At 75.6% G+C, this 23,212-nt stretch carries 19 protein-coding genes; 2 read left to right on the top strand and 17 right to left on the bottom strand.

Annotated elements, in window-relative coordinates:
* Position 1 precedes the first annotated feature (1 nt).
* Together CHB98_RS12735 and CHB98_RS12730 are read right to left on the bottom strand one after the other, a co-directional pair.
* Positions 2–826, bottom strand: coding sequence for a CheR family methyltransferase (locus CHB98_RS12735; RefSeq protein WP_089305961.1), 825 nt, complete (start codon positions 824–826; stop codon positions 2–4).
* Positions 823–1,956: a protein-glutamate methylesterase/protein-glutamine glutaminase gene (locus CHB98_RS12730; protein ID WP_089305960.1), complete on the bottom strand. Its 1,134-nt coding sequence runs from the start codon at positions 1,954–1,956 to the stop codon at positions 823–825. The genes CHB98_RS12735 and CHB98_RS12730 overlap by 4 nt, the downstream gene beginning before the upstream one ends.
* Before the next feature lie 291 nt (positions 1,957–2,247).
* Between CHB98_RS12730 and CHB98_RS12725 the strand changes: the two genes are divergently transcribed.
* Positions 2,248–3,429 (top strand): glucose-1-phosphate adenylyltransferase family protein, encoded by a 1,182-nt coding sequence (locus tag CHB98_RS12725; protein ID WP_089305959.1) that lies wholly within the window; start codon positions 2,248–2,250, stop codon positions 3,427–3,429.
* Between the two features lie 134 nt (positions 3,430–3,563).
* Here CHB98_RS12725 and CHB98_RS12720 read toward each other — a convergent pair whose 3' ends face one another.
* The 15 genes from CHB98_RS12720 to CHB98_RS12645 all read right to left on the bottom strand — a co-directional run bounded on the left by CHB98_RS12720 (position 3,564) and on the right by CHB98_RS12645 (position 22,077).
* Complete coding sequence (locus CHB98_RS12720) at positions 3,564–4,445, bottom strand: hypothetical protein (protein ID WP_089305958.1); 882 nt, start codon at positions 4,443–4,445, stop codon at positions 3,564–3,566.
* A gap of 154 nt (positions 4,446–4,599) precedes the next feature.
* Positions 4,600–5,058 (bottom strand): chemotaxis protein CheW, encoded by a 459-nt coding sequence (locus CHB98_RS12715; protein WP_089305957.1) that lies wholly within the window; start codon positions 5,056–5,058, stop codon positions 4,600–4,602.
* A gap of 2 nt (positions 5,059–5,060) precedes the next feature.
* On the bottom strand, positions 5,061–7,334 hold the full coding sequence (locus CHB98_RS12710) for a chemotaxis protein CheA (RefSeq protein ID WP_089305956.1): 2,274 nt from the start codon (positions 7,332–7,334) through the stop codon (positions 5,061–5,063).
* A 92-nt stretch (positions 7,335–7,426) separates the two neighbouring features.
* Positions 7,427–9,508 (bottom strand): MMPL family transporter, encoded by a 2,082-nt coding sequence (locus CHB98_RS12705; protein WP_218822349.1) that lies wholly within the window; start codon positions 9,506–9,508, stop codon positions 7,427–7,429.
* A gap of 134 nt (positions 9,509–9,642) precedes the next feature.
* Positions 9,643–10,305 carry a response regulator gene (locus CHB98_RS12700; protein WP_089305955.1) on the bottom strand — a complete coding sequence of 221 codons (663 nt, stop codon included), beginning with the start codon at positions 10,303–10,305 and terminating at the stop codon, positions 9,643–9,645.
* Positions 10,302–11,513 carry a sensor histidine kinase gene (locus tag CHB98_RS12695; protein ID WP_089305954.1) on the bottom strand — a complete coding sequence of 404 codons (1,212 nt, stop codon included), beginning with the start codon at positions 11,511–11,513 and terminating at the stop codon, positions 10,302–10,304. Before CHB98_RS12695 ends, CHB98_RS12700 begins: the two co-directional genes overlap by 4 nt.
* A gap of 122 nt (positions 11,514–11,635) precedes the next feature.
* Complete coding sequence (locus CHB98_RS12690; protein WP_089305953.1) at positions 11,636–13,237, bottom strand: methyl-accepting chemotaxis protein; 1,602 nt, start codon at positions 13,235–13,237, stop codon at positions 11,636–11,638.
* A gap of 232 nt (positions 13,238–13,469) precedes the next feature.
* The gene (locus CHB98_RS23055) at positions 13,470–13,703 is read right to left on the bottom strand and encodes a methyl-accepting chemotaxis protein (RefSeq protein WP_425432518.1); all 234 of its coding nucleotides are present in this window, start codon (positions 13,701–13,703) and stop codon (positions 13,470–13,472) included.
* Between the two features lie 253 nt (positions 13,704–13,956).
* Positions 13,957–14,709 (bottom strand): trehalose-phosphatase, encoded by a 753-nt coding sequence (gene otsB, locus CHB98_RS12680; RefSeq protein WP_089305952.1) that lies wholly within the window; start codon positions 14,707–14,709, stop codon positions 13,957–13,959.
* Positions 14,706–16,079, bottom strand: coding sequence for an alpha,alpha-trehalose-phosphate synthase (UDP-forming) (locus CHB98_RS12675; RefSeq protein ID WP_281251862.1), 1,374 nt, complete (start codon positions 16,077–16,079; stop codon positions 14,706–14,708). Before CHB98_RS12675 ends, otsB begins: the two co-directional genes overlap by 4 nt.
* A gap of 89 nt (positions 16,080–16,168) precedes the next feature.
* Positions 16,169–16,522 (bottom strand): fluoride efflux transporter FluC, encoded by a 354-nt coding sequence (locus tag CHB98_RS12670; RefSeq protein WP_089305950.1) that lies wholly within the window; start codon positions 16,520–16,522, stop codon positions 16,169–16,171.
* Positions 16,519–16,908, bottom strand: coding sequence for a fluoride efflux transporter FluC (locus CHB98_RS12665; RefSeq protein WP_089305949.1), 390 nt, complete (start codon positions 16,906–16,908; stop codon positions 16,519–16,521). The genes CHB98_RS12670 and CHB98_RS12665 overlap by 4 nt, the downstream gene beginning before the upstream one ends.
* Positions 16,909–17,007: 99 nt before the next feature.
* Positions 17,008–18,051: a TerC family protein gene (locus CHB98_RS12660; RefSeq protein WP_089305948.1), complete on the bottom strand. Its 1,044-nt coding sequence runs from the start codon at positions 18,049–18,051 to the stop codon at positions 17,008–17,010.
* Between the two features lie 429 nt (positions 18,052–18,480).
* Complete coding sequence (gene ngg, locus CHB98_RS12650; protein WP_089305946.1) at positions 18,481–20,220, bottom strand: N-acetylglutaminylglutamine synthetase; 1,740 nt, start codon at positions 20,218–20,220, stop codon at positions 18,481–18,483.
* Positions 20,221–20,295: 75 nt separating this feature from the next.
* Positions 20,296–22,077: an N-acetylglutaminylglutamine amidotransferase gene (locus tag CHB98_RS12645; RefSeq protein WP_089305945.1), complete on the bottom strand. Its 1,782-nt coding sequence runs from the start codon at positions 22,075–22,077 to the stop codon at positions 20,296–20,298.
* Between the two features lie 178 nt (positions 22,078–22,255).
* Here CHB98_RS12645 and CHB98_RS12640 point away from each other — a divergent pair, with 178 nt between their 5' ends.
* Positions 22,256–23,212 carry a quinone oxidoreductase family protein gene (locus CHB98_RS12640; protein ID WP_089305944.1) on the top strand — a complete coding sequence of 319 codons (957 nt, stop codon included), beginning with the start codon at positions 22,256–22,258 and terminating at the stop codon, positions 23,210–23,212.

Genomic DNA, 23,212 nt, shown 5'->3' with positions numbered 1-23,212 from the left:
GTCAGGCCCCCTTCAGCGGGCGGTAGGCGGAGCTGCGGCCGACCACGACCCGCTCCCAGGAGTCGTTGACGCCGAGGGTGGTCTCGGCGGCACCGAGGAACAGCCACCCGTCGGGGCGCATGAGCGCGCGCACCCGGCGGAGGATCGCCTGCTTGGTGGGCAGGTCGAAGTAGATGAGGACGTTGCGCAGGTAGACCACGTCGAACGGGCCCATCCGCGGCAGCGGGGCGGCCAGGTTGCACTCGCTGGCGCTGACCATCCGGCGCAGCGACGGGGACACCTGCCACTCGCTGCCGGCGCGGGTGAAGTGCCGCACCAGCATCGGCGCCGGCAGCCCCCGGTTGACCTCCAGCTGGCTGAACCTGCCCGCCCGGGTGCGCTCGACCATCGCGCGGGAGAGGTCGGTCGCGGTGATGGAGGCCCGGGTGGAGGCGTACGGCATCGCGTCCTCGAGCAGCATCGCGATCGTGTAGGGCTCCTGGCCGCTGGAGCAGGCCGCCGACCAGATCTGCAGCCGCTCGGCCGGGCCGCGGGCGGCCAGCAGGGCGGGCAGCACCGTCGAGGTGAGCGCGGTGAACGGGTCGCCGTCCCGGAACCAGGACGTCTCGTTGGTGGTGAGCGCCTCGACGATCTTCCGGGTGGACTCCGGGCTGGGTCGGGTGCGCACCGAGTCGACCAGCTGGCCGACGTCGGGCAGCCCCATGGAGCGGGCGATCGGCAGCAGCCGGGCCTCCACCAGGTACTCCTTGCCCGGGGCCAGCACGATCGCGCTCTCCCGGTGCACCAGCTGGCGGACCCAGTCGAAGCTGGTGGTGGTGAGGGTCATCGTCGTCCTCCCGTGGTGGCAGGAACGGGGCTCCGGGGGGTCGCCAGGCGTGGCCCGGTGAGCCGCCGCAGGACGGCCTCGGCGACCCGGTCCAGCGGCAGCACCTCGTCGGCGAAGCCGGCCGTGGCCACGGCACCGGGCATCCCCCAGACCACGGAGGTGGCCTGGTCCTGGACGACGACCTCGCCGCCGGCCTCCCGGACGCGCCCGGCGCCGACCCGCCCGTCGGCGCCCATGCCGGTGAGCACGACGCCCAGGACGGCGCCGTCGAAGGCCTCGACCGCGGAGCGGAACAGCGGGTCGACGGCGGGCCGGCAGAAGTTCTCCGGCGGCGCCTGGTCCAGGGCGGTGTACAGGCCGCGGGGGGTCCGGCGGACGGTCAGGTGGTGGTCGCCGGGGGCCAGGTGCACGGTGCCCGGCGCCAGCGGGGTGCCGTCGACGGCCTCGACGACGCGCAGGGCGCACAGCCGGTCCAGCCGCTGGGCGAACTGGCGGGTGAACACCGGCGGCATGTGCTGCACGACCAGCACCGGCACGGGCAGGGACGCCGGCAGGGCCGGCAGCACCCGGGCGAGGGCCTCCGGGCCGCCGGTCGAGGACCCGACCACCAGGACAGCGGGCTGCTTGGCCGCGCCGGCGCGCGGTGCGGGCGGCCGGACGGCGGCCGGTGCGGGCGCGGCCGCCCGCGACGGGGAGGCGGTGACCGGGCGCCCGGTGAGGGCCTTGATCCTGGGGGTGAGCTGCTGGCGCACGCTCTCCATCGAGGCGGCGACGCTGCCCACGTTGGCCGGCTTGGTGACGTAGTCGTTGGCGCCGGCGGACAGCGCGTCCAGGGTGGCCGACGCGCCCCGCTCGGTGAGCGTGCTGAACATGATGATCGGCACCCGGCTGTGCCGCTCCCCGCCCGCGCGGGCGCGGATGGCCCGGACCGCCTCGATGCCGTTCATCTCCGGCATCTCGATGTCCATCGTGACCAGGTCGGGCCTGAGCTGCTCCAGCTTGCCGACGGCGATGCGGCCGTTGACCGCGGTGCCCACGACCTCGATCTGAGGGTCCTCCGACAGGACGTCGGTGACGATCTTGCGGACGACCACCGAGTCGTCCACGACCAGCACCCGGATCGGGTCCATGCGTCCTCCGTCTCCCCCTGCGGGGTGCCGGCCAGGGGCGAGCCGGCGGTCTGGGTCGGCACCCGCCCGGAGGGCCGGGGCGGGACGCGCCCGGCGGTCCGCCGGTGTCCGGCGTCCGCCCGGGTCGGTGCCTGTCCCCGGTGTTGTCGGCCGCCTCCCGGCCGTCCTTGAGCCGATCACGGGGATCCGGTGCGCCCGGCGCGCACTCCACCCGGTCAGCGCCCCGCCGCTGTCGACGAGTCGCCCGGGCGCCCGGCGGGTGAACGTCGCCGGGGCGGGTAGCGGCCGGGCATGGCACTCCCCCGGGTCCTCGTCCTCGTCCTGGCCGGCGGTGCCGGCGGCCGCCTCGAGCTGCTCACCGAGCAGCGCGCCAAGCCGGCCGTCCCCTTCGCCGGGGTGTACCGGCTGATCGACTTCCCGCTGAGCAACTGCCAGCACTCCCAGCTGCCCGACGTGTGGGTGTCCGTGCAGCACCACCCGGCGTCGCTGTCCCGGCACCTGGCCAACGGCCGGCCGTGGGACCTCGACCGCACGGAGGGCGGGCTGCTGGTGCTGCCGCCCTACCAGGGCACCGACCGCGGCGGCTGGGTCTCGGGAACGGCGAACTCGCTGTGGCGCTACTCGCCGCTGGTCCGCGACTTCGCCGCCGACGCGCTGGTCGTGCTCAGCGCCGACGCCGTCTACAAGCTGGACTACCGCGAGGTCGTCGACGCGCACCTGGAGTCCGGTGCGGAGGTCACCATGGTCACCACCGAGGTCGCGGCGGACGACGCGTCGCGCTACGGCATCGTGGAGGTCGGCGAGGGCGGGCGGGTCACCGGCTACGCGTACAAGCCCGACGAGCCGAGCACCACGACCGCGACCAACGAGGTGTTCGTCTTCTCCCCCGGCCCGACGCTGGACCGGCTGGAGGACCTCGGCGCCGAGCACGGCGAGGAGGGGCTGGAGGACCTCGGCACCCACCTGCTGCCCGCGCAGACCGGCGACGGCGCGGCCCGCGCCCACCCCTCCGCCGGCTACTGGCGCGACGTGGGCACCGTGGACTCCTACTGGCGGGCCCACCAGGAGTTCCTGTCCGACGACCCGCCGCTGGACCTCGACGACCCGCGCTGGGCGGTGCACACCCGCGGCGGGCGGCACAGCGCGGCCCGGGTGCTGCTGGACTCCGCCGTCGACAACAGCCTCATCTCCGGCGGCACCCGGGTGCTCGGCGACGTGCACGGCTCGGTGCTGTCGCCCGGCGTGGTCGTGGAGGCCGGCGCCCGGGTCGTCGACTCGGTGCTGCTGCCCGGGGTGCGGGTCCGCGCCGGGGCGACGGTCACCCGTGCCGTCCTGGACAACGAGGTGGTCGTCGGCGAGCGGGCCACGGTGGGCGGGGACGGCGCGGTCACCCTGGTCGGCCGCAGCGCCGAGATCGACGCCGGCGGCGAGCTGCCCGCCGGCGCCCGCTTCCCCGACCCCGGCACCGACTGACGCAGGGCCTGCCGTCCCGGCGCCTCACACGGGGCGGCACCAGGGCCGCGGGTGGGCCGTGTCGCAGGAGGACCGGGCAGTCGGGTGCGCCGCGGTCCCGGGTCACCCCACCGGACGGCCCGCCCGGCGGGCTGCTAGGGGAGGTGGACGGCCAGCACCCCGGCGGAGGACGCGTCGAGCAGGTCGCCCATGACGACGGCCTGCACGCATCCGGCGACGGCGTTCCAGGCACCCCCGGCTGCCTCGGCGGCGGTGAAGCCGGCGTCCAGGAAGGCGCGGACGGCGAGCAGCTGCGTCGTGGCCAGCGTGCGGGTGCGGCCGGACACGTGCGCCGCCCAGGACGCCTCGTGCATGGCGGCCGCCCACGGCCGGCGCTCGTGGCGCACGGCGTCGACGGCGGCCAGCCAGCGGGCCCGCCCGGCGGGGCCGAGGGTGCGCAGGCCGGTCAGCAGCCCGGCCAGCTCGCCGGCGGCCGGGCCCAGGTCGAGCTCCGGGGTGGTGGGCACGCCGGTGGCCGTGGCGAGGGCGAAGGGCCCGGTGAGCTGGCGGTGCACCAGCGGGGGCAGCACCCCGGCGGCCCAGGAGCCCACCGCGGCGTCGGCGAGGACGTCGGCCGCGGCGTCCCGGACCTGCTCGTCGACCAGCGCCACCGCGGGGTGCTCGGGGCCCAGGACGTCGTCGCGGAGCACCCGCTCCAGCGCCGCGGCGTCCCCGATGGTGCTGCGCTCGAGCTGGGCCACCAGCACCGCGGCGCGGTCGGACCCGGCCGGGGCGCCGGCGGCGGTGCGCAGGTGCGGGACGGCGGCGGCCAGCTCCCGGGCCTTCCGGGCGCGGACGGCCACGGTGGCGCGCTGCTCGCGGTCGCGCCCGGCGGCGGGGTGCACGGCGGCCAGCCGCTCCAGGGCAGCCGGGTCGGCGGCCAGCCCGGCGAGCAGGGCGTCGGCGACGGCCCGGCCGTCCGGCACGCGCACCAGGTCGAACCCGAGCGTGGCGGCACTGACCAGCGAGTAGGGCACGGCGGCTCCCCAGGACGTAGGTCCCGTCATGCTCGCCGTGACCGGCGGCCGGCGCCACGTGGCCGTCACCCTCCGGCAGGACCCCGTCCGGGTGGCCCCTGCGTGTCCCGGCCGGTTGGGTCCCGATCCGATCACGCAGAGTGGCCGGAAGGCCTCAGGCGCTGACCGCCTTGTGCACGTCCAGGGCCAGCAGCAGCTGCCCGTCGAGCTTGAACGCACCGCGGATCAGCTCCCGGCCGGCTCCGGCCAGGGTGTCCGGCGGCGCCTCGAAGTCGGCGGGGTCGACGTCCACGACGTCGGCGATGGCGTCGACCAGCAGGCTGACCGCCTCCCCGTGCAGCCGGACGACGATGACGACGGCGGCGGTGTCCTCGGGCCGCGGCGGGCGGCCGAGCCGCTCGCGCAGCTCGATCGCGGTGACCACCTGCCCGCGCAGGTTGATCAACCCGGCGACGGCGGCCGGGGCCAGCGGCACCCGCGTCAGGCCCTGGCTCTTCAGCACCTCCTGCACGTGCGCCACCTCGACGCCGTAGAGGTCGCCGTCCAGCCAGAAGGTGGCCAGCTGGCCGCCGATGGCGGGGGCCGTGCTGTCGAGGGATCCGGCAGTGGTCATGGTCAGACCTCCAGGAGGGACGCGGGGACGCCGTCGGGCGTCTGCCGGGGGTGGGCCGAGTAGAACGCCGGGTCGGCGGCGAGGATGGCGGCCCGGACGTCGAGCAGCTCCGTCACCTTGTCGCCGAGGACGGCCGAGCCGAGCAGGCCCATGTCGTCGATGTCGCTGCGCACGGCGGCCCCGCCGTCGACGATGTCGAGGATCTCCTCGACCACGATGGCCACGCTGCGGCCGTGGTCGCTGTAGACGATCACCTCGAGGACCTCGCGGTCGCTCTCGCCGTAGGAGCCCAGGTGCCGGTCGAGGCGGACGATCGGCAGGATCGCCCCGCGGTACTGCACGACCTCGCGGTTGCCGACCCGCTCCACCGACTCGGTGCGCACCTGCTCCAGGCGGGTGACCGTGTCCAGCGGGATGGCGACCCGGCGGGCCCCGCCGATGGCCGCCAGCAGCATCCGCTGGCGCTCCGTGTCGCCGGCCGCGGCGCGCAGCGCGGCCGCGCGGGACTCCTGGCGCTCGCTGGTCTCGGTGCGCAGCGCCCGGCGGGCCAGGGCCTGCACGTCGAGGATGAGCGCCACGGTGCCGTCGCCGAGCACGGTCGCGCCGGAGTACAGACCGATCGCCTTGAGCTGGCCGCCGACGGCCTTGACCACGATCTCCTCGGTGTTGATGACCCGGTCGACGACGAGGCCGAACCGCCGGCCCTCCGACCGCAGGACGGCGATGACCACGTGCCCGTCGTGCCGGTCGGAGGTGAGCCCCAGGACGTCGGTGAGCCGGACCAGCGGGAGCAGCTCGCCGCGCAGCCGGTAGACCGGCGCACCGCCGACCTCCTCGACGGCGCTGGCGGCCTTCTCCGCGTCCAGGCTGACCAGCTCCTGCAGGCTGATCTGCGGGATGGCGTACCGGTCGCCGGCGCACTCCACGGTCAGCGCCGGGACGATCGCCAGGGTCAGCGGGATGCGCAGCCGGCACACGGTGCCCTGCCCGTGCACCGACTCGACCTCGATGGTGCCGCCGATGGACTCGATGTTGGTCTTGACCACGTCCATGCCGACCCCGCGTCCGGAGACGTTGGTGACCGCGGCGGCGGTGGAGAAGCCGGGCAGGAAGATCATCTGCAGCAGGTCCTGCGGGCTCATCCGGGCCAGGGCGTCCGCGCTGACCAGCCCGTGCTCGACGGCCTTGGCGCCGATCCGGGCCGGGTCGATCCCCGCGCCGTCGTCGGCGACCTCGACGACGACCTGGCCGCTCTCGTGCCTGGCGCGCAGGGTGAGCACGCCCTCGGCCGGCTTGCCGGCGGCCCGGCGGAGGTCCGGCGACTCGATGCCGTGGTCGACGGAGTTGCGGACCAGGTGGGTCAGCGGGTCCTTGACCGCCTCCAGCAGCGTCTTGTCGAGCTCGGTGTCCCTGCCCTCCATGTCGAGGCGGACGCTCTTGCCGCACTGCAGGCCCAGGTCGCGGACGACCCGCGGCAGCTTGGACCAGATGTGGTCGATCGGCTGCATGCGGGTCTTCATGACCCCCTCCTGCAGCTCGCTGGCGATCAGGTTGAGCCGCTGCGAGGCGCGCACCAGGTCGGTGTCGTTGGAGCGCCCGACGTACTGGACGATCTGGTTGCGGGTGAGCACCAGCTCCCCGACCAGCAGCATCAGCTCGTCGAGCAGGTCGACGTCCACCCGGATGGTGCTGTCGGCGACGCCGCGGCGGGCCTGCCCGCCGCCGGTGTCGGCCGCGGCCGGGGCGGCGTCACCGTCGGGCGCGGCCTCGGGGACGGCCTCGGGGACGGCCTCGGCGGCGGGGGCCGGCCGCGGGGCGGGCACGGCCGGCGCCTCGGCCGCGGGGGCGGGCGGCTCGACGGCGGCCGGGGGCTCGACGGCGGCCGCAGGCGCGTCCTCCATGGCGGCGGTGATGTCGGCGACGACGGCGGAGACGTCCACCGAGCCCTCGCCACCGGACCCCTCGATGGACGCCAGCAGCGAGCGGACGGTGTCGACCATGCGCAGCAGCACGCTGGTCCGCTGCGGGGTCAGCTCCAGCGCGCCGTCCCGCAGCCGGGAGAGCATGTTCTCCCCGACGTGGGTGACCTCCTCCAGCCGGTGGAAGGCCAGGAAGCCGCTGGTGCCCTTGATGGTGTGGATCGTCCGGAAGATGCTGGAGATCCGCTCGCGGGAGTCGGGCTCCTGCTCGAGCGCGACCAGGTCGGTGTCCAGCTGGTCGAGGTTCTCGTGGCTCTCGACCAGGAACTCCTCGACGATGTCGTCCAGACCGTCCACGGCGCTCTCCCTCTCTCCACGGGGACGTCGGGCGCCCCGGGGGAGTCATCGGCAGGGCGGCGGCCGGGTTGACCTCAACCGCCGCACCGCGCTCACGCCGGCGCAGGAACCGCCCCCGGACGGGCGCGCGGCCCGTCGTGCAGGCCCCACCGGGCGTGCACCCGGCGCAGCGGGCGGGGCGCCCACCAGTTCCAGCGGCCCATGAGCGACATCGCCGCGGGCACCAGCAGCAGCCGCACCAGCGTGGCGTCGACGGCCACCGCGAGGGCCAGGCCCAGGCCGACCTGCTTGACCGGGGAGAAGCCGCCGGCGACGAAACCGGCGAAGACGACGACCATGAGCAGCGCCGCGGCGGTGACGGTGCCGCCGGTGCGCTGCAGCCCCTGCTCGACGGCGAGGTCGTTGTCCCCGGTGCGCCGGTACACCTCGGCGATGCGGCCGAGCAGGAACACCTCGTAGTCCATGGACAGGCCGAAGCCGATGGCGAGCACCAGCACCGGCGTGGTGGTGCTCAGGCTGCCCAGCGCCTCGGTGCCGACCAGCCCGCCGAGGTGCCCCTCCTGGAACACCCACACCAGCGCGCCGAAGCTCGCCCCCAGGCTGAGCACGCTGAGCACGAGCGCCTTGACCGGGACGACGACCGAGCCGGTGAACAGGAACAGCAGCACCGCGGTGCCCACCGCGACCACTGCGACCGTCCACGGCAGCCGCTGCGCGAGCGCGGCCTGGTGGTCGACCAGCCGGGCGGCGTCCCCGGTGACCAGCACCGGCACCGGGGCGTCGGTGGCCCGCACCTGCGCCACCAGCCGCAGCGCCGCCGGGCCCTGGGAGGTGCCCTCGGGCACCAGCTCGACCACGGCCGGCGCGCCCGGGTCCGCGGAGGTCCGGACGGCGAGGACGCCGTCCAGCCCGCGCAGCCGCGCGGCGTAGCCCCCCAGCGCCGCCGGGGCCACCGGGCCGCGGGCGACGACGGTCACCGGGTCGACGTCGGCGTCGGTGTCGAAGCGACTCTGCACCGTCTCCACCAGCAGGCGGGACGAGGAGTCCACGGGCAGCGACCGCGCGTCCGGGTCGGCGTAGCGCACGCCGAGGAAGGGCACCGCCGCCAGCGCGAGCAGCGCGCCCACGGCGAGCGCGACGGCCAGCGGCCGCCGCCGCACCCGGCGGGCGATGCCGACGAACACGCCCCGGTCGGCGCGGGCGGCGCGCGCGGGGCGGATCCGCGTCCCGAGCAGCGCGAGCAGGGCCGGGAGCAGGGTCAGCGCCGCCAGCACGTCGAGCAGCACCACCGACAGCCCGGCGACGCCCATGGAGCGCAGGAACGGATCGGGCAGCAGGAGCAGTCCGGCCAGCGAGACGGCGACGGTGAGCCCGGAGAAGGCGACGGTGCGGCCCGCGGTGGCGAACGTGCGCTCCAGGGCCGCGGCCGGCTCCGCGCCCGAGCGCTCCTCCCGGTAGCGGGCGACCAGCAGCAGCGCGTAGTCGACGGCCAGGCCGAGGCCGAGCATGGTGACCACGTTGACCGCGTACACCGACACGTCGGCCAGCCCGCTGGTGGCCAGCAGGGCGAGCAGCGTGGCACCCACCCCGACCAGGGCCACCAGCACCGGGATGCCGGCGGCGACCACGCCACCGAAGAGCACGACCAGCAGCACCAGGGCCACCGGCAGGCTGAACAGCTCGGCGCGGGCGAGGTCGGCGGCGGCCTGCTCCTCCATCTCGCGGTCCTGGAGCACGCCGCCGCCCACCAGCACCCGGGGGGCGTCGGCGGCGCGCAGCAGCGCGGTCGCGTCGTCGACGGCGGCCTCCCCGGCGGGCGAGTCGTCGAAGGTGACCGACAGCGCGACCGCCTGCCCGTCGCGGGCCGGCAGCGGCGGCGTCACCGCGGCCACGCCGCACAGCTCCTCGAGGTCGGCGGTCAGCGCGGCGGTGGAGGCGGCGTCGGCCGGGCGGCCGTCGAGCACGGCGGAGATGCTGCCGCCGTCGGCGTCGGCCTCGTCCAGCAGGCGGGCGCCCCGGTCGGACTCACTGCCGGGCACGGTGCCGGTGGAGGGGTCGAGGCGCTCGAACAGGGCCGGCGCGGCGGCCAGGCCGCCGACGAGGACCGCCGCCCAGACGGCGACGACGAGCAGGCGGTGGCGGGCACACCAGGTGGCGGTGCGGGTCAGCAGCACGGCGGTTCCCTCCTCGGCGGGGCGGACGCCGGGAACGCTAGGGACGCCGCCGCCGGCCGACCTCCCCCGCGACGGCGGACCGCGGCCTCCCCCGCGCGGGGGAGGAACCGGCGGCGCTCCCGCCGGCGGGGGAGTCAGGCGGGCGCGCCCGGGCGGACGATGCCGCGCTCGTAGGCGTAGATGACCGCGTGGATGCGGTCGCGCAGGTGCAGCTTCATCAGCACGTTGCCGACGTGGGTCTTGACGGTGTGCTCGCTGACCACCAGCCGGGCGGCGATCTCGGCGTTGGACAGGCCGCGGGCCAGCAGCGCGAGCGTCTCCTGCTCGCGGGCGGTGAGCCCGGCCACCGGCTGGGCCGGCGCGGGCGAGGGCCGGGCGCGGAGGAAGTCGGCCAGCAGCCGGCGGGTCACCCCGGGGGAGAGCAGCGCGTCGCCGGCGGCCACCACGCGGACGGCGGCCACCAGGTCGTCGCGGCCGACGTCCTTGAGCAGGAACGCGCTGGCCCCGGCCTCCAGGGCGGCGTACACGTACTCGTCGAGGTCGAAGGTGGTCAGCACCAGCACCCGCGTCTCCGGGCGGGCGGCCACCACCGCGCGGGTCGCGGCGATGCCGTCCATCCGCGGCATGCGCACGTCCATGAGGACGACGTCCGGCCGCTCCCGCGCGGCCAGCGCGACCGCCTGCTCGCCGTCGCCGGCCTCCCCGACCACCTCGACGTCGTCCTGGGCCTCGAGGATCATCCGGAAGCCGGCGCGCACCAGGGCCTGGTCGTCGGCCAGCAGCACCCGCACCGTCACGGCGCCGTCGTCGCCGCCGGCACCGGGGCCAGCGGGAGCCGGGCCAGCACCTGCCAGCCGCCGCCGGGCAGCGGGCCGGCGGACACGCTGCCGCCCAGCGACCCGGCGCGCTCGCGCATGCCGATCAGCCCGCGCCCCACCGGCTCCCCGGGTGCGGCGGGCACGGGGGAGCCCAGCCCGTCGTCGCGCACCTGCACGGTCAGTGCCGTCCCGTCGCCGGTCAGCCGGACCTCGATGCGCGCCGGGCCGGCGTGCTTGACCGCGTTCGTGAGCGCCTCCTGCACGATCCGGTAGGCGGCCAGGTCGACCGCGGCGGGCAGGGCGCCGGGCAGCCCGGAGTAGGTGAGCGCGGCGTCCGCCCCGGCGCCGCGGACCCGCTCCACCAGCTCCGGCACCCGGTCGAGGCCGGCCTGCGGCGCCAGCGGCCCCGGCGCGTCCCCGCCGGGCCGGTCGTCGCGGAGCACGCCGAGCAGCCGGCGCAGCTCGGCGAGGGCCTGCCGCCCGGTGGCGCTGACGGCGTCGAACGCGGCGACCGCCCGGTCCGGGTCGCGCCGGACCACGACCGGCCCCGCCTCGGCCTGCACGACCATGAGGCTCACCGAGTGGGCCAGCACGTCGTGCATCTCGCGGGCGATGCGGTTGCGCTCCTCGACCACCGCCCGGCCGGCCTCGGCCGCGCGGGTGCGCTCGGCCTCGGCGGCGCGCTGCTCCAGCACCGCGGCCCGCTCGCGCGCGTGGCGGGCGGCGTCGCCGAGCAGCCACGCGGTGGTGAACGTCAGCGCGAGCACGGCGGCGTCCTCGGCTTCGCTGGCCGGCTGGTCGAGCAGCAGGGAGGCGGTGATCGCCAGGGCGGCGACCCCGGCGGCCAGCCGGGCCTGCCGACGGGTGGCGTGGGCGGCGACGGCGTGGACGGCGACCAGCCCGGCGAAGGGCACCACCGGCTCGGGGACGGGCAGCAGCCCGTGTGCCGTCGTCACGAGGCCGACGACCAGCGCGGACCCGAACGGGAACAGCCGCCGCCCGAGCAGCGGCAGGCACTCGGCGAGGACCAGCAGGGGTGCCCACCCGGGCACCGGGGCGCAGCCGCAGCCCTCCGCGCGCAGCAGGGGCTGCAGCGACACCGCCAGCACCAGCGCCGTCAGGACGGCGTCCACCGCGAGCGGGCGCGCCCGCCACCAGCCGACCCACCGTGCCCCGGACCGCTCCATGCCCGCATCGTGGCACCGACCCCCACCCGCGCGGCTCCCCCGCGCAGGGGATCTGTGCGCGGACGCCACGACGCCCCGGACCGGCAGCCGGTCCGGGGCGTCGTCGGGGCACGGGGGTCCTCCTAGCAGCGGAAGCGGCCCACCAGCTCCTGCAGCTCGGCCGACATCCGGGACAGGTCCCCGGCGGCCGCGGAGGTGTTGGTCGCCCCGGTGGTCGTCTCCTGGGCGGCCTGCGCCACCCCGGTGACGTTGCGGGCGATCTCCGAGGCGCCGGCGGCGGCCTCGGAGACGTTGCGGGACATCTCGTTGGTGGTGGCGGTCTGCTCCTCCACGGCGCTGGCGATGGTGGTCTGCCGGTCGGAGATCTGCGCGACGATCGTGCTGATCTGCTCGATCGCGGTCACCGCCGCGGTGGTGTCGCCCTGGATGGCCTGCACCCGCTTGGCGATGTCCTCGGTCGCCTTGGCCGTCTCCTGGGCCAGCTCCTTGACCTCGTTGGCCACCACCGCGAAGCCCTTGCCCGCCTCCCCGGCCCGCGCCGCCTCGATCGTGGCGTTCAGCGCCAGCAGGTTCGTCTGCTCCGCGATCGAGGTGATCACCTTCACCACGTTGCCGATCTCCGCGGAGGACTCCCCCAGCTTGGTCACCGTCGCCGAGGTGGTCTCCACCGCGGTCACCGCCCGCGCGGCCACCGCCGAGGCCTCCGCCGCGTTCGTCGCGATCTCCCGGATGGACGCACCCATCTCCTCCGCGCCGGCCGCGACGGTCTGCACGCTGCGGCTGACCTCCTCGGCCGCTCCGGCCACCACCCCGGACTGCGCCGAGGTCTCCTGCGCCGACGCCGAGATCTGCGCCGAGGACGCCGACAACTCCTCCGAACTCGCCGCCACCGCGTCCGCCGAGCTGACGACGCCGGACAGCACCTCGCGCAGCGACACCTGGGCGGCGTCCAGGGCCGCCGCCACCTGCCCGATCTCGTCCCGCTGCTCCAGCTGCGTCGCCACGGTGAGGTCCCCGTCGGCCAGCCGGCCGGCGGCTGCCCGCAGGTGGTCCAGGCCACGGGTGACAGACCGCGACACGAGCAGGCCGAGTGCCACGGCGAGAGCGAGGCCCAGGACCGAGACGGTGACCGTCCTGCGCACGGCGGCGGCCACCGTCTCCTCGTAACCCGCCCCGGTCGTGAGTTCGGCGTCCGCCGCCTCGAGGCCCTCGGCCAGCTGGGTCTCGTACGCCTTCCGGAGATCCCGGGTGGGCCCCATGGCCTGCGCCACCCCGGCGGCGGGGTCGACGGCGTACAGCGCGAACTCCGACCGGATGCTCACGGCCCAGGCGTCCACTCCGGTCCGGAGCTCCTCGAGGAAGACCGTCTCGTCCTCTGTGGACGCAGCTGCGCGCGCCACCTCGAAGAGGCCGTCGATCTTCTCCAGCCGCTCCTCGACCTCTGCCTGGAACTCGGGGTCGCCGGAGAGCAGGTAGCCACGCTCGTCGTTCGCGGTCGCCTTGGCGGTGAGCCCGATGGAGTGCAGCGAGTTCAGGTAGGGCATCGCCGTGCGGAGCTCCTCGGCTCGGGCGTCCCTGAGCCGCCCGAGGTCGTGCACGCCGAGCAGACCGATGACGGCTGCCGTGAGGGAGGCGACCCCGACGGCGGACAGGATCTTCAGTCCGACGGGGCGATCGGCGAACCACCGTCCGCGACGTGTGGACGAACGGGTGCTGCTGCTCATGGGAGCTCCTGGCGGGCGGGATGTGGCGGAGGTCGTGCGCCGCTGTGATCCCGATTCTTCCTCGCTCGGGAGGCCACATGCGTCGCGGAGGCAGGTTATGGGAGGACATTGAACGGAAAGCGTTCGTCCTGGCGTGTCGGAACGGCGACGAGAAATCGTCCGGTGACCGTCCCCGGAATTGTCGACATGCTGGTGGAATGGTCCGGCGACGACGACGGGGCGCTGAGCTCCGTCAGTGGGTGGAGCGGCCCACCGAGGTGCGCAGGTCGGCGGCGCTCCGGGGACAGCTCGTCCGCTCGATCACGGTCACCGCCGCGGTGGTGTCGCCCTGGATGGCCTGCACCCGCTCGGCGATGTCCTCGGTCGCCTCGGCCGCCTCCTGGGCCAGCTCCCCGACCTCGTTGGCCACCACCGCGAAGCCCGTGCCCGCCTCCCCGGCCCGCGCCGCCTCGACCGTGGCGTTCAACGCCAGCGGGTTCGTCTGCCTCGGCCGCTCCGGCCACCACCCCGGACTGCGCCGAGGTCTCCTGCGCCGACGCCGAGATCTGCGCCAAGGACGCCGACGACTCCTCCGAACTCGCCGCCACCGCGTCCGCCGAGCCGACGACGCCGGACAGCACCTCGCGCAGCGACACCTGGGCGGCGTCGGTCCCGACCGTCAGGTCACCCCGGCCACCGCCTCGGCGGAGGCCTGCACCGACCGCACCGTCCGGGTCAGGTCAAGCGAGCAGGCCGGCCAGGGTGTCGAGCAGGACGACGACGGCGGCGGGGTCGGCGACGCGGTAGCGCGCGGCCGTGTCGCCGTCCCCGACCTTGACGGTGAGGTCGCCGGCGGGCAGGGCGCGGAACGCGTCCTCGTCGGTGCGGTCGTCGCCGAGGTAGACCGAGGCGGCGGCGCCGACGTCGGCGCGCAGCCGCAGCAGGGCGCTGCCCTTGTCGGCGTCGGTGACGGCGAGCTCGAGGACCTCCTTGCCCGGCTTCTTCGTCAGTGACGGATCTGCCGCGGCGTCGGCCTGCTCCAGCAGCGCAGCAGCTGCGGCGCGGTCGGCGACCTGCCGCACGTGCACCGCCACGCTGGCCGGCTTCACCTCCAGCCGGGCACCGGGCACCGCCGCGACGAGCGGGGCGAGCCGCTCGGCGAGGGCGTCGCGGCGCGCCGCGAGCTGCCCGGTGAGCGGGCCGTCGTACTCCGCGCCGTGGCTGCCGATCCAGCGGTAGGGCCCCTGCAGGCCGCTGACCGCCTGCAGGTCGGCCACGCCGCGCCCGCTCACCAACGCGACGACGACGCCGTCGTGGGCGGCCAGCCGGGCGAGGGCCGCGGCGATGCCGGGGTGCGGGACCGCGGCCGACGGGTCGCCGACCAGGGGGGCCAGGACGCCGTCGTAGTCGCTGGCGACCAGCAGCGGCCGCCGGCGGGCCAGCGCCGGCAGCGCCTCGGCGAGGTCGGCCGGGAGCAGCGCGGCGGAGGTCACGCCTGCGCCCTGAGCGCCTCGAAGAAGGAGTTGGCCCAGTGCTCCAGGTCGTTCTTCGCCAGGTGGCGGCGCATGGCGCGCATCCGCTTGGCGCCCTCGGCCGGGTCCAGCCGCAGCGCCCGCACCAGCTGGTTCTTCACCCCGGCGATGTCGTGCGGGTTGACGAGGAAGGCCTGGCGCAGCTCCGCGGCGGCCCCGGCGAACTCCGAGAGCACCAGGGCGCCGCCCAGGTCGCTGCGGGCCGCGACGTACTCCTTCGCGACCAGGTTCATGCCGTCGCGGTAGGGCGTGACCAGCATGACGTCGGCGGCCCGGTAGAGGGCGGCCAGCTCCTCGCGGGGCACCGACTGGTTGATGTAGTGCACCGCCGGGCCGCCGAGGGTGCCGTGCACGCCGTTGATGTGCCCGACCTGCTGCTCGATCGTCTCGCGCATGTGCACGTAGTGCTCCACCCGCTCCCGGCTGGGCGTGGCGACCTGCACCATCACCGTGTCCGGAGTCTGGACCACGCCCTCCTCCAGCAGCTCCTGGAAGGCGTCGAGGCGGACGGTGATGCCCTTGGTGTAGTCCAGCCGGTCCACGCCCAGGATGATCCGGCTCGGGTTGCCGAGCTCGGCCCGGATCTCCTCGGCCCGCTTGACCACCTGCGGGGAGGCGGCCAGCTCCTCGAACGCGCGGACGTCGATGGAGATGGGGAAGGCCCGGGCGGTGACCGTGCGGCCGTCGTACTCGATCGTCGAGCTGCGCGCGGGCAGGTCGTGCAGCCGGCGGGCGAGCTGCACGAAGTTGGCCGCCGCGCTGGGCCGCTGGAACCCGACCAGGTCCGCGCCCAGCAGCCCCTCGACGATCGCCGAGCGCCAGGGCAGCTGGGTGAACAGCTCGTAGGGCGGGAAGGGGATGTGCAGGAAGAAGCCGATCGTGAGGTCCGGGCGCCGCTGGCGGACCATCGCCGGCACCAGCTGCAGCTGGTAGTCGTGCACCCAGACGATCGCGCCCTCGCCGGCGACCTCGGCGGTGCGCTCGGCGAAGCGCTTGTTGACCTGGACGTAGGTGTCCCACCAGGTCCGGTGGTACTCGGGCTTCTCGACCACGTCGTGGTACAGCGGCCACAGCGAGGCGTTCGACATGCCCTCGTAGTAGCGGTCCACCTCCTCCTCGGAGAGGGGGACCGGGACCAGTGACATGCCGCCGGACTCGAACGGCTCCGGCGCGTCCCCGGCCGACCCCGACCAGCCGACCCAGGCGCCGCTGCGGCCGGCGACGAACGGCTCCAGCGCGGTCACCAGACCGCCCGGGCTGCGCTGCCAGCGGGTGCTGCCGTCGGGGTCCGTGACCTGGTCGACCGGCAACCGGTTGGCCACCACGACCACCGGGTTGTCCGCCCTGTCCTGCCCTGCCGATGTCCCAGCCATACCGCTCCCGACCCTAGTGAGCGCCGGCGTCGCCGGCACCCCGGGGTTCACCCGGCGGCCAGCAGGTACCCCAGCGCGGCCGCCGCCACCCCCAGGACGGCGGTGCCGAGCAGGTGGCCCAGGCCGCGGGCGAGCTGCCGCTGCTCGACCATCCGGAGCACGTCGGCGCTCGCGGTGGAGAAGGTGGTGAGCGTGCCGCAGAAGCCGGTGCCGACCAGGGCCACCACGGCCGGCGGGGTGCCGGCGGCCCCCAGCACCACGCCGAGCAGCGCGCTGCCGGCGACGTTGACGGCCAGCGTCCCCCACGCGGTGTCCCGCCCGGCGCGGGCCGCCAGCCGGGTGGCCAGCAGCCGCAGCGGCGCCCCGGCCAGCGCGCCGGCGACCACGAGCAGCGGCGTCACGGCGTTCCGTCCCCCGCCGCTGACGCCCTGACCGCCAGCGCCCCGGCGGCCACGGCGACCGGCCCGCCGAGCAGCGAGACGAGCACATAGGCCGCGGCCAGCGCCGGGGCGCCGGCCTCGGCCAGGCCCACGGCCTCGACGGCGAACGCCGAGTACGTCGTGTAGCCGCCCAGCAGGCCCACCGCGAGCAGCGGCCGCGCCCACGGCGGCTCGGGGGAGCGGGCGGTCAGCGCGGCGGCCAGGGCACCGAACAGCAGGCAGCCGGTGAGGTTGACCAGCAGGGTGGCCCACGGCCACCCGCCGGGGGAGTGCGGCAGCGCCGTCCCGACGCCCCAGCGGGCCAGCGCCCCCAGGGCACCGCCCACCGCCGCGAGCAGGTACGCCACCGGCCGGTCCTCCCCCCGTCCCCGCGATCATGACGCGCCGGTGGCGACACACCGGACCGGGCCGGCGTGTCGCCACCGCACCTCCATGATCGCGGGCGGTCAGGGGGCCGGGGTCAGCGGCTCCCGGTCCCGGTCGCGGCCGCGGCGCCAGACCGGCTCGACCGATGCCTCCTCCTCCGGGGTGGCCACGCGGAACGGGGGAGCGGCCGGGGCCTCGACGGCGCGCCGTCCCTGGCCCTTCGTCGCCCGCAGGCTGGCCCACACCGAGACGGCGAGGATGGTCGTGATCACGGCCAGGCTGACGGTCGTGGGGATGTAGTAGACGTCGATCTTGAGCAGCATCTTGACGCCGACCCACATGAGCACGAGCGCCAGGCCCACCTTCAGGTACACGAAGCGGTGGATGAGGTCGGCGAGCAGGAAGTACATCGCCCGCAGGCCCAGGATGGCGAACGCGTTGGCGGTGAAGACCAGGAACGGCTCGTCGGTGACGGCGAAGATGGCCGGGATCGAGTCGACCGCGAAGACGACGTCGGTGACCTCGACCAGCACCAGCACCGCCAGCAGCGGGGTGGCCAGCAGGACGCCGCCCCGCCGGACGAGGAACCGCTGCCCGTGGTAGGCGTCGGTCATCGGCACGAACCGGCGGAACAGCCGCAGGGTGCGCGACCGGGAGGGGTCGATGTGCTCGTTGCGCTGCCGGAGCATCCGGTAGCCGGTCCACAGCAGGAACGCGGCGAACAGGTAGAGCACCCAGCCGAAGCTCTCGATCAGCGCCGAGCCGCCGGCGATGAACAGGCCGCGCAGCACCAGGGCGCCGAGCACGCCGTAGAAGAGCACCCGGTGCTGGTACTCCCGGGGGACGGCGAAGAACGTGAAGATGATCGCCCAGACGAACACGTTGTCCACGGCCAGGGACTTCTCGATCAGGTAGCCGGCGAAGTACTGCTGGCCGAAGTCGGCGCCGTGGGCCCACCACACCCAGGCGCCGAAGCCGATGCCGCTGGCAACCCACACCGCCGACCACGCGGCGGCCTCCCGCACGCCGATGGCGTGGGCGCGGCGGTGGGCGAACAGGTCGACGGCGAGCATGCCGACGATGAGGCCGAGCACGGCCAGCCACAGGGCGAGCGGGACGTCCACGCAGAACTCCTCCGGTCGATCGGACCGGAGGTCTCTCCCGGCGCCCGAGGCGGGCACCCGCTCGGCCGGGCCCGTCCACCGGGGCCGGAGTGACGACACGAGCGTCGGGGATACTCCCCTCCTGGGAAGAGTGAAGCAGGATTCACGTGTCGGGGCAAGCGCAGGGTGACCGGCGTCGAGGGGCCCCGGCCACGGCGGTGCGGTCCAGCGCCGTCCCGGCGAGGACGACGCCGTGGCGCTGGCCCAGCCGGTGCTCGTGCTGGCCGGGCAGTCCGCGGTGCTGCTGGACCACCTGGGCACCGGCCCGGACACCGTGCTGGTCGTCGGCCCGGTGCGTCGACCGGGCCGACGGCGCTGCCACGATCCGAGGAAGGACCCCTCTGCCCCCCACCGCTCGGCAGCTCGCGGCGGGACCCTGCGGAGGGGCCGTCAGCGCCGGCGGGTCTCGGGGAACAGCAGGTCCACGAACCGCTCCACGGTCGGCTGCGGCTCGTGGTTGGCCAGCCCCGGCCGCTCGTTGGCCTCGATGAACACGTGCTCGGGGCCGTCGACGTCGGGCACCAGGAAGTCCAGCCCGGTCACCGGGATGCCGATCGCCCGGCTGGCCCGGACGGCGGCCTGCGCGACCTGCGGGTGCAGCCGGTCGGTGACGTCCTCGATGGTGCCGCCGGTGTGCAGGTTCGCCGTCCGCCGGACGCGGATCCGCCGTCCGGTGGGCGGGACGTCGTCCATCGCGTAGCCGGACTCGGCGACCACCTCGGCGGTGGCGTCGTCCATCGGGATGCGGGACTCCCCGCCGGTGGCCCGCTCCCGGCGCCGGCTGGTGGCGCGGACCAGCTCGGTGACCGGGCTGCGGCCGTCCCCGACCACCTCGGCCGGACGGCGCACCGCGGCGGCCACCACCTCGTGGTCGATGACGACGACCCGCAGGTCCTCGCCGGCCACCAGCTCCTCGACCAGCACGTCGGGGCAGAACTGGGCGGCCAGCGCGACCGCCCGCTCCAGCGCGTCGGCCGAGGCCACGCCCACCGTGATGCCCTTGCCCTGCTCGCCGCGGGCGGGCTTGACCACCACCTCGCCGCACTCGGCGAGCAGCACGCGGGCGGCGTCCAGGTCGCCGTCGCCGGCGGCGGCACCGCGGGGGACGCGGACGCCGGCCCGCTCCATGATCCGCCGGGTGACCCGCTTGTCGTCGCAGCGGCTCATCGCCACCGCGCTGGTGAACTCCGACAGCGACTCCCGGGTGAGGACGGTGCGCCCGCCCAGTGCCAGCCGCATCTCCCCCCACCCGGGGTCGGTCACCTCGACCCGGACGCCGCGCCGCAGCGCCTCCTCGGCGATGATCCGCGCGTAGGGGTTGAGGTCCTCGAGGCCCGGCGGGCGGGAGGCGAACAGCGGCGTGTTGATGGGGTTCTTCCGCTTCACGCACAGCGCCGGCACCCGGTGGAAGCCGAGCTTGCGGTACAGCGCGATCGCCCCGCTGTTGTCGTGCATGACCGACAGGTCCAGGTAGGCGCGGCCGCGGCCGACGTAGCGCTCGGCCAGCACCCGCACCAGCGCCTCGCCGGTGCCGGGCGGGGCGTCCTGCGCGTGCACCGCCAGGCACCACAGGCTGGCGCCGCCCTCCGGGTCGCGGAAGGCCAGCACGTGGTCCACGCCGGTGACCGTGCCGACGATCGCCCCGGTCCGGCGGTCCTCGGCGACCAGGTAGGTGAAGCAGCGGGTGCGGTGGTTGGCCCACATGGTGCCGGGGTCGCCGGTGACCATGCCGTTGCGGAGGTAGATCTCGTTGATCTGCTCCATGTCGGCCAGCGAGGTCACCGTGCGCACGAAGACGCCGCGGATCAGCTCGGCCCGCGGCCGGTAGCGGTGCAGGTCCAGCCGGTAGGTGTAGCTGGGGTCGATGAACAGCTCGTCGGGCGCCAGCCCGACCAGCACGTGCGGGTCGCGGGGGTAGATGCAGATGTCGCGCCGTCCGCTCTCCTCCGAGCGCAGCGCGGTCACGATGCCGTCCAGGCCGGCGAACGTCTGGCCGAAGACCAGCCGGCCCCAGGCCAGGTCCAGGACGACGTCGGCGTCCATCTCCTGCCGCTGGTGCGCCGACAGCTGCTGCCAGGGGCGGCTGGTGGGCACCGGCGTCTGCCGGCGGTGTCCGGCGATGCGGGTCATGCTGCCTCCTCGCCCGGGCCCGCCGGCACCGTGGCGGGAGGCGGTGCCCCGGTGCGGCGCGGCGGGCCGGTCACCTCAGACCCCGTGGGCCTGCAGCCAGAGCTCCAGCAGCCCCAGCTGCCACAGCTTGTTGCCGCGCAGCGGGGTGAGCCCGCTGTTCGGGTCGGCCAGCAGCGCGTCGACGTACCCGGGGCGGAACAGCCCGCGCTCGCGGGCGGCGTCGTTGCCGAGCGCGTCGCGCACCAGGCCGAGCACCTTGCCCTCCAGGTGGGTGATCGCCGGGACCGGGAAGTAGCCCTTGGGCCGGTCGATGACCTCCGGCGGGATGATCCGCCGGCCGATCGCCTTGAGCACGCCCTTGCCGCCGTCGGCCAGCTTGAGCTCCGGCGGGCAGGCGGCGGCCAGCTCCACCAGATCGTGGTCGAGGAAGGGCACCCGGGCCTCCAGGCCCCAGGCCATGGACATGTTGTCCACCCGCTTAACCGGGTCGTCGACCAGCATCACCTCGCTGTCCAGGCGCAGCGCGGCGTCGATGGCGGTCTCGGCGTGCGGCGCGGACATGTGCTCGCGCACGAACTCCGGGCTCGGGTCGCCGGCCACGGCGTACCGGTCGGCCACCAGCCGGGCCATGTCGGCGGCGTCCCGGTCGAAGAAGGCCCGCGCGTAGGTCTCCACCGCCCGCTCGCGGTCCACCCCGCGCAGCGGCGGGTACCAGTGGTAGCCGGCGAAGACCTCGTCGGCGCCCTGCCCGGACTGCACCACCCGGATCGTCTGGCTGACCCGCTCCGAGAGCAGGTCGAAGGCGACGACGTCGTGGCTGACCATCGGCTCGGCCATCGCCCCGATGGCGTGGCCGAGGGCCGCGGCGAGCTCGTCGCCGGCCACCCGGATGCGGTGGTGGTCGGTGGCGAAGCGCTCGGCGATGACGTCGGAGTAGACGAACTCGTCGCCCTCCCGGCCGCCCACGGCCTCGAAGCCGATGGAGTAGGTGGCCAGGCCGGTCTGCCCCTCCTGGGCCAGCAGGCCGACGATGAGGCTGGAGTCCAGGCCGCCGGAGAGCAGCACGCCGACCGGGATGTCGGCGACCAGCCGGCGGCGGACGGCCACCCGCAGCGCCTCCTCGATCGCGTCCTCCCAGTCACGGGCCGACCAGGTCGCGTGCTCCGGGCGGCGCTCGTAGCGGGCCTCCCAGTAGCGGTGCTCGGCCGACGTGCCGTCGGCCTCGACCACCCGCACGGTGGCCGGGGGCAGCTTGCGGACGTCGGCGAGGATCGTCCGCGGCGCGGGGACCACGGCGTGCCAGCTGAGGTAGTGGTGCAGCGCGACCGGGTCGATGGAGGTGTCGACGTCCCCGGCCTGCACCAGCGCCGGCAGCGAGGACGCGAACCGCAGCCGGCCCGCGGTCTCGGCCAGGTACAGCGGCTTGATGCCCAGCCGGTCGCGGGCGAGCACCACCCGGCCGCTGTCCCGCTCGGCGATGACGAAGGCGAACATGCCGTGCAGGTGGGAGACGACGTCGGTGCCCCAGTGGTGGTAGCCCTTGAGGATCACCTCGGTGTCGCTGGTGGAGAAGAAGCGGTAGCCGTGCCCCTCGAGCTCGGCGCGCAGCTCCTTGTAGTCGTAGATGCACCCGTTGAAGACCGCGGTCAGGCCGAGCTCGTTGTCCACCATCGGCTGGCTGCCCGCCGCGGACAGGTCGATGACCGACAGCCGCCGGTGCCCGAAGGCCACCCGGCCGTTGCTCCAGGCTCCCTGCCCGTCCGGCCCGCGGGGGACCAGGCACTCCACCATCCGCGCCACGGCGGTGGTGTCGGCCAGGGAGCCGTCGAACCGGATCTCGCCGGAGAGGCCGCACATGCACTCGATCCAACCCCACCCGTCAGGCCGGCGCGACCGTCCGGCGTCGGCTTCACGCGGACGCAACACGGCCGCGTTCCACGTGGAACAGGGCGCCCGGGCGGGTCCGGGCCCGCGGTGACAGGGTGGGGCACCGGGCCGTGGCGGGCACGGGCCGGGCGAGGACGCGGGAGGCGACGTGCAGGCGGTGCTCTACGAGCGGCCGGGTGGGCCCGAGGTGCTGACGGTCGGCGACGTGCCCGACCCCGAGCCCGGCGACGGGCAGGTGCTGGTCGACGTCGCGGCCGTGGGCGTCAACTTCCGGGACGTGTACGAGCGCGAGGGCCGCCCCCCCTACAGCGGCGGGACCCTCCCCGCGGTCCTCGGCGCCGAGGGCGCCGGCACCGTCGTCGGCACGGGGGAGCGGGTCGCCTGGCTGGAGGTCGCCGGCAGCTACGCCGCGCGGGTCGCCGCGGAGCGGGCGGCGCTCGTCCCGGTTCCCGACGGCGTCCCCCTCGACATGGCCGCCGCCGTCATGCTGCAGGGCTGCACCGCGCAGTACCTCGTCGCCGACTCCCACCCCGTCAGCGAGGGCGACTGGGTGGTCGTGCACAGCGCCGCCGGTGGGGTGGGGCTGCTGCTCACCCAGCTGGTGCGCGCCCGCGGCGGCCACGTGCTGGCCACCACCTCGACCGAGGAGAAGGCCGCGCTGGCCCGGGCGGCCGGCGCGGACGACGTCGTCGTCGGGTACGACGGCTTCGCCGCGCGGGTCCGCGAGCTGTCCGGGGGCGAGGGCGCCGCCGCGGTCTACGACGGCGTCGGCCGGACCACGTTCGCCGAGGGGCTGACCGCCCTGCGGCCCACCGGCCGGATGATCGTCTACGGCGCCGCCAGCGGGCAGCCCGAGCCGCTGCAGGTGCAGTCCCTCGCCGGCCACGGCTCGCTGTACGTCCAGCGGCCCACGCTCAAGACCTACACCCGCACGCCGGAGATGCTGCGCGAGCGTGCTGGCGCCGTCCTGGACCTGGTGGCCGCCGGCCGGCTCGACGTGCGCATCGGCGGCCGCTACCCGCTGGCCGAGGCGCGCCGGGCGCACGAGGACCTGGAGGGCCGCCGCAGCACGGGCAAGCTGCTGCTGGAGCCGCCGGCCGCCTGA

Origin of the sequence: Geodermatophilus pulveris (assembly GCF_900188375.1) — a bacterium.
GTDB lineage: Bacteria > Actinomycetota > Actinomycetes > Mycobacteriales > Geodermatophilaceae > Geodermatophilus > Geodermatophilus pulveris.
The sequence above is the reverse complement of the archived record's forward strand: the minus strand, read 5'-3'. Positions and strand labels throughout refer to the sequence as shown.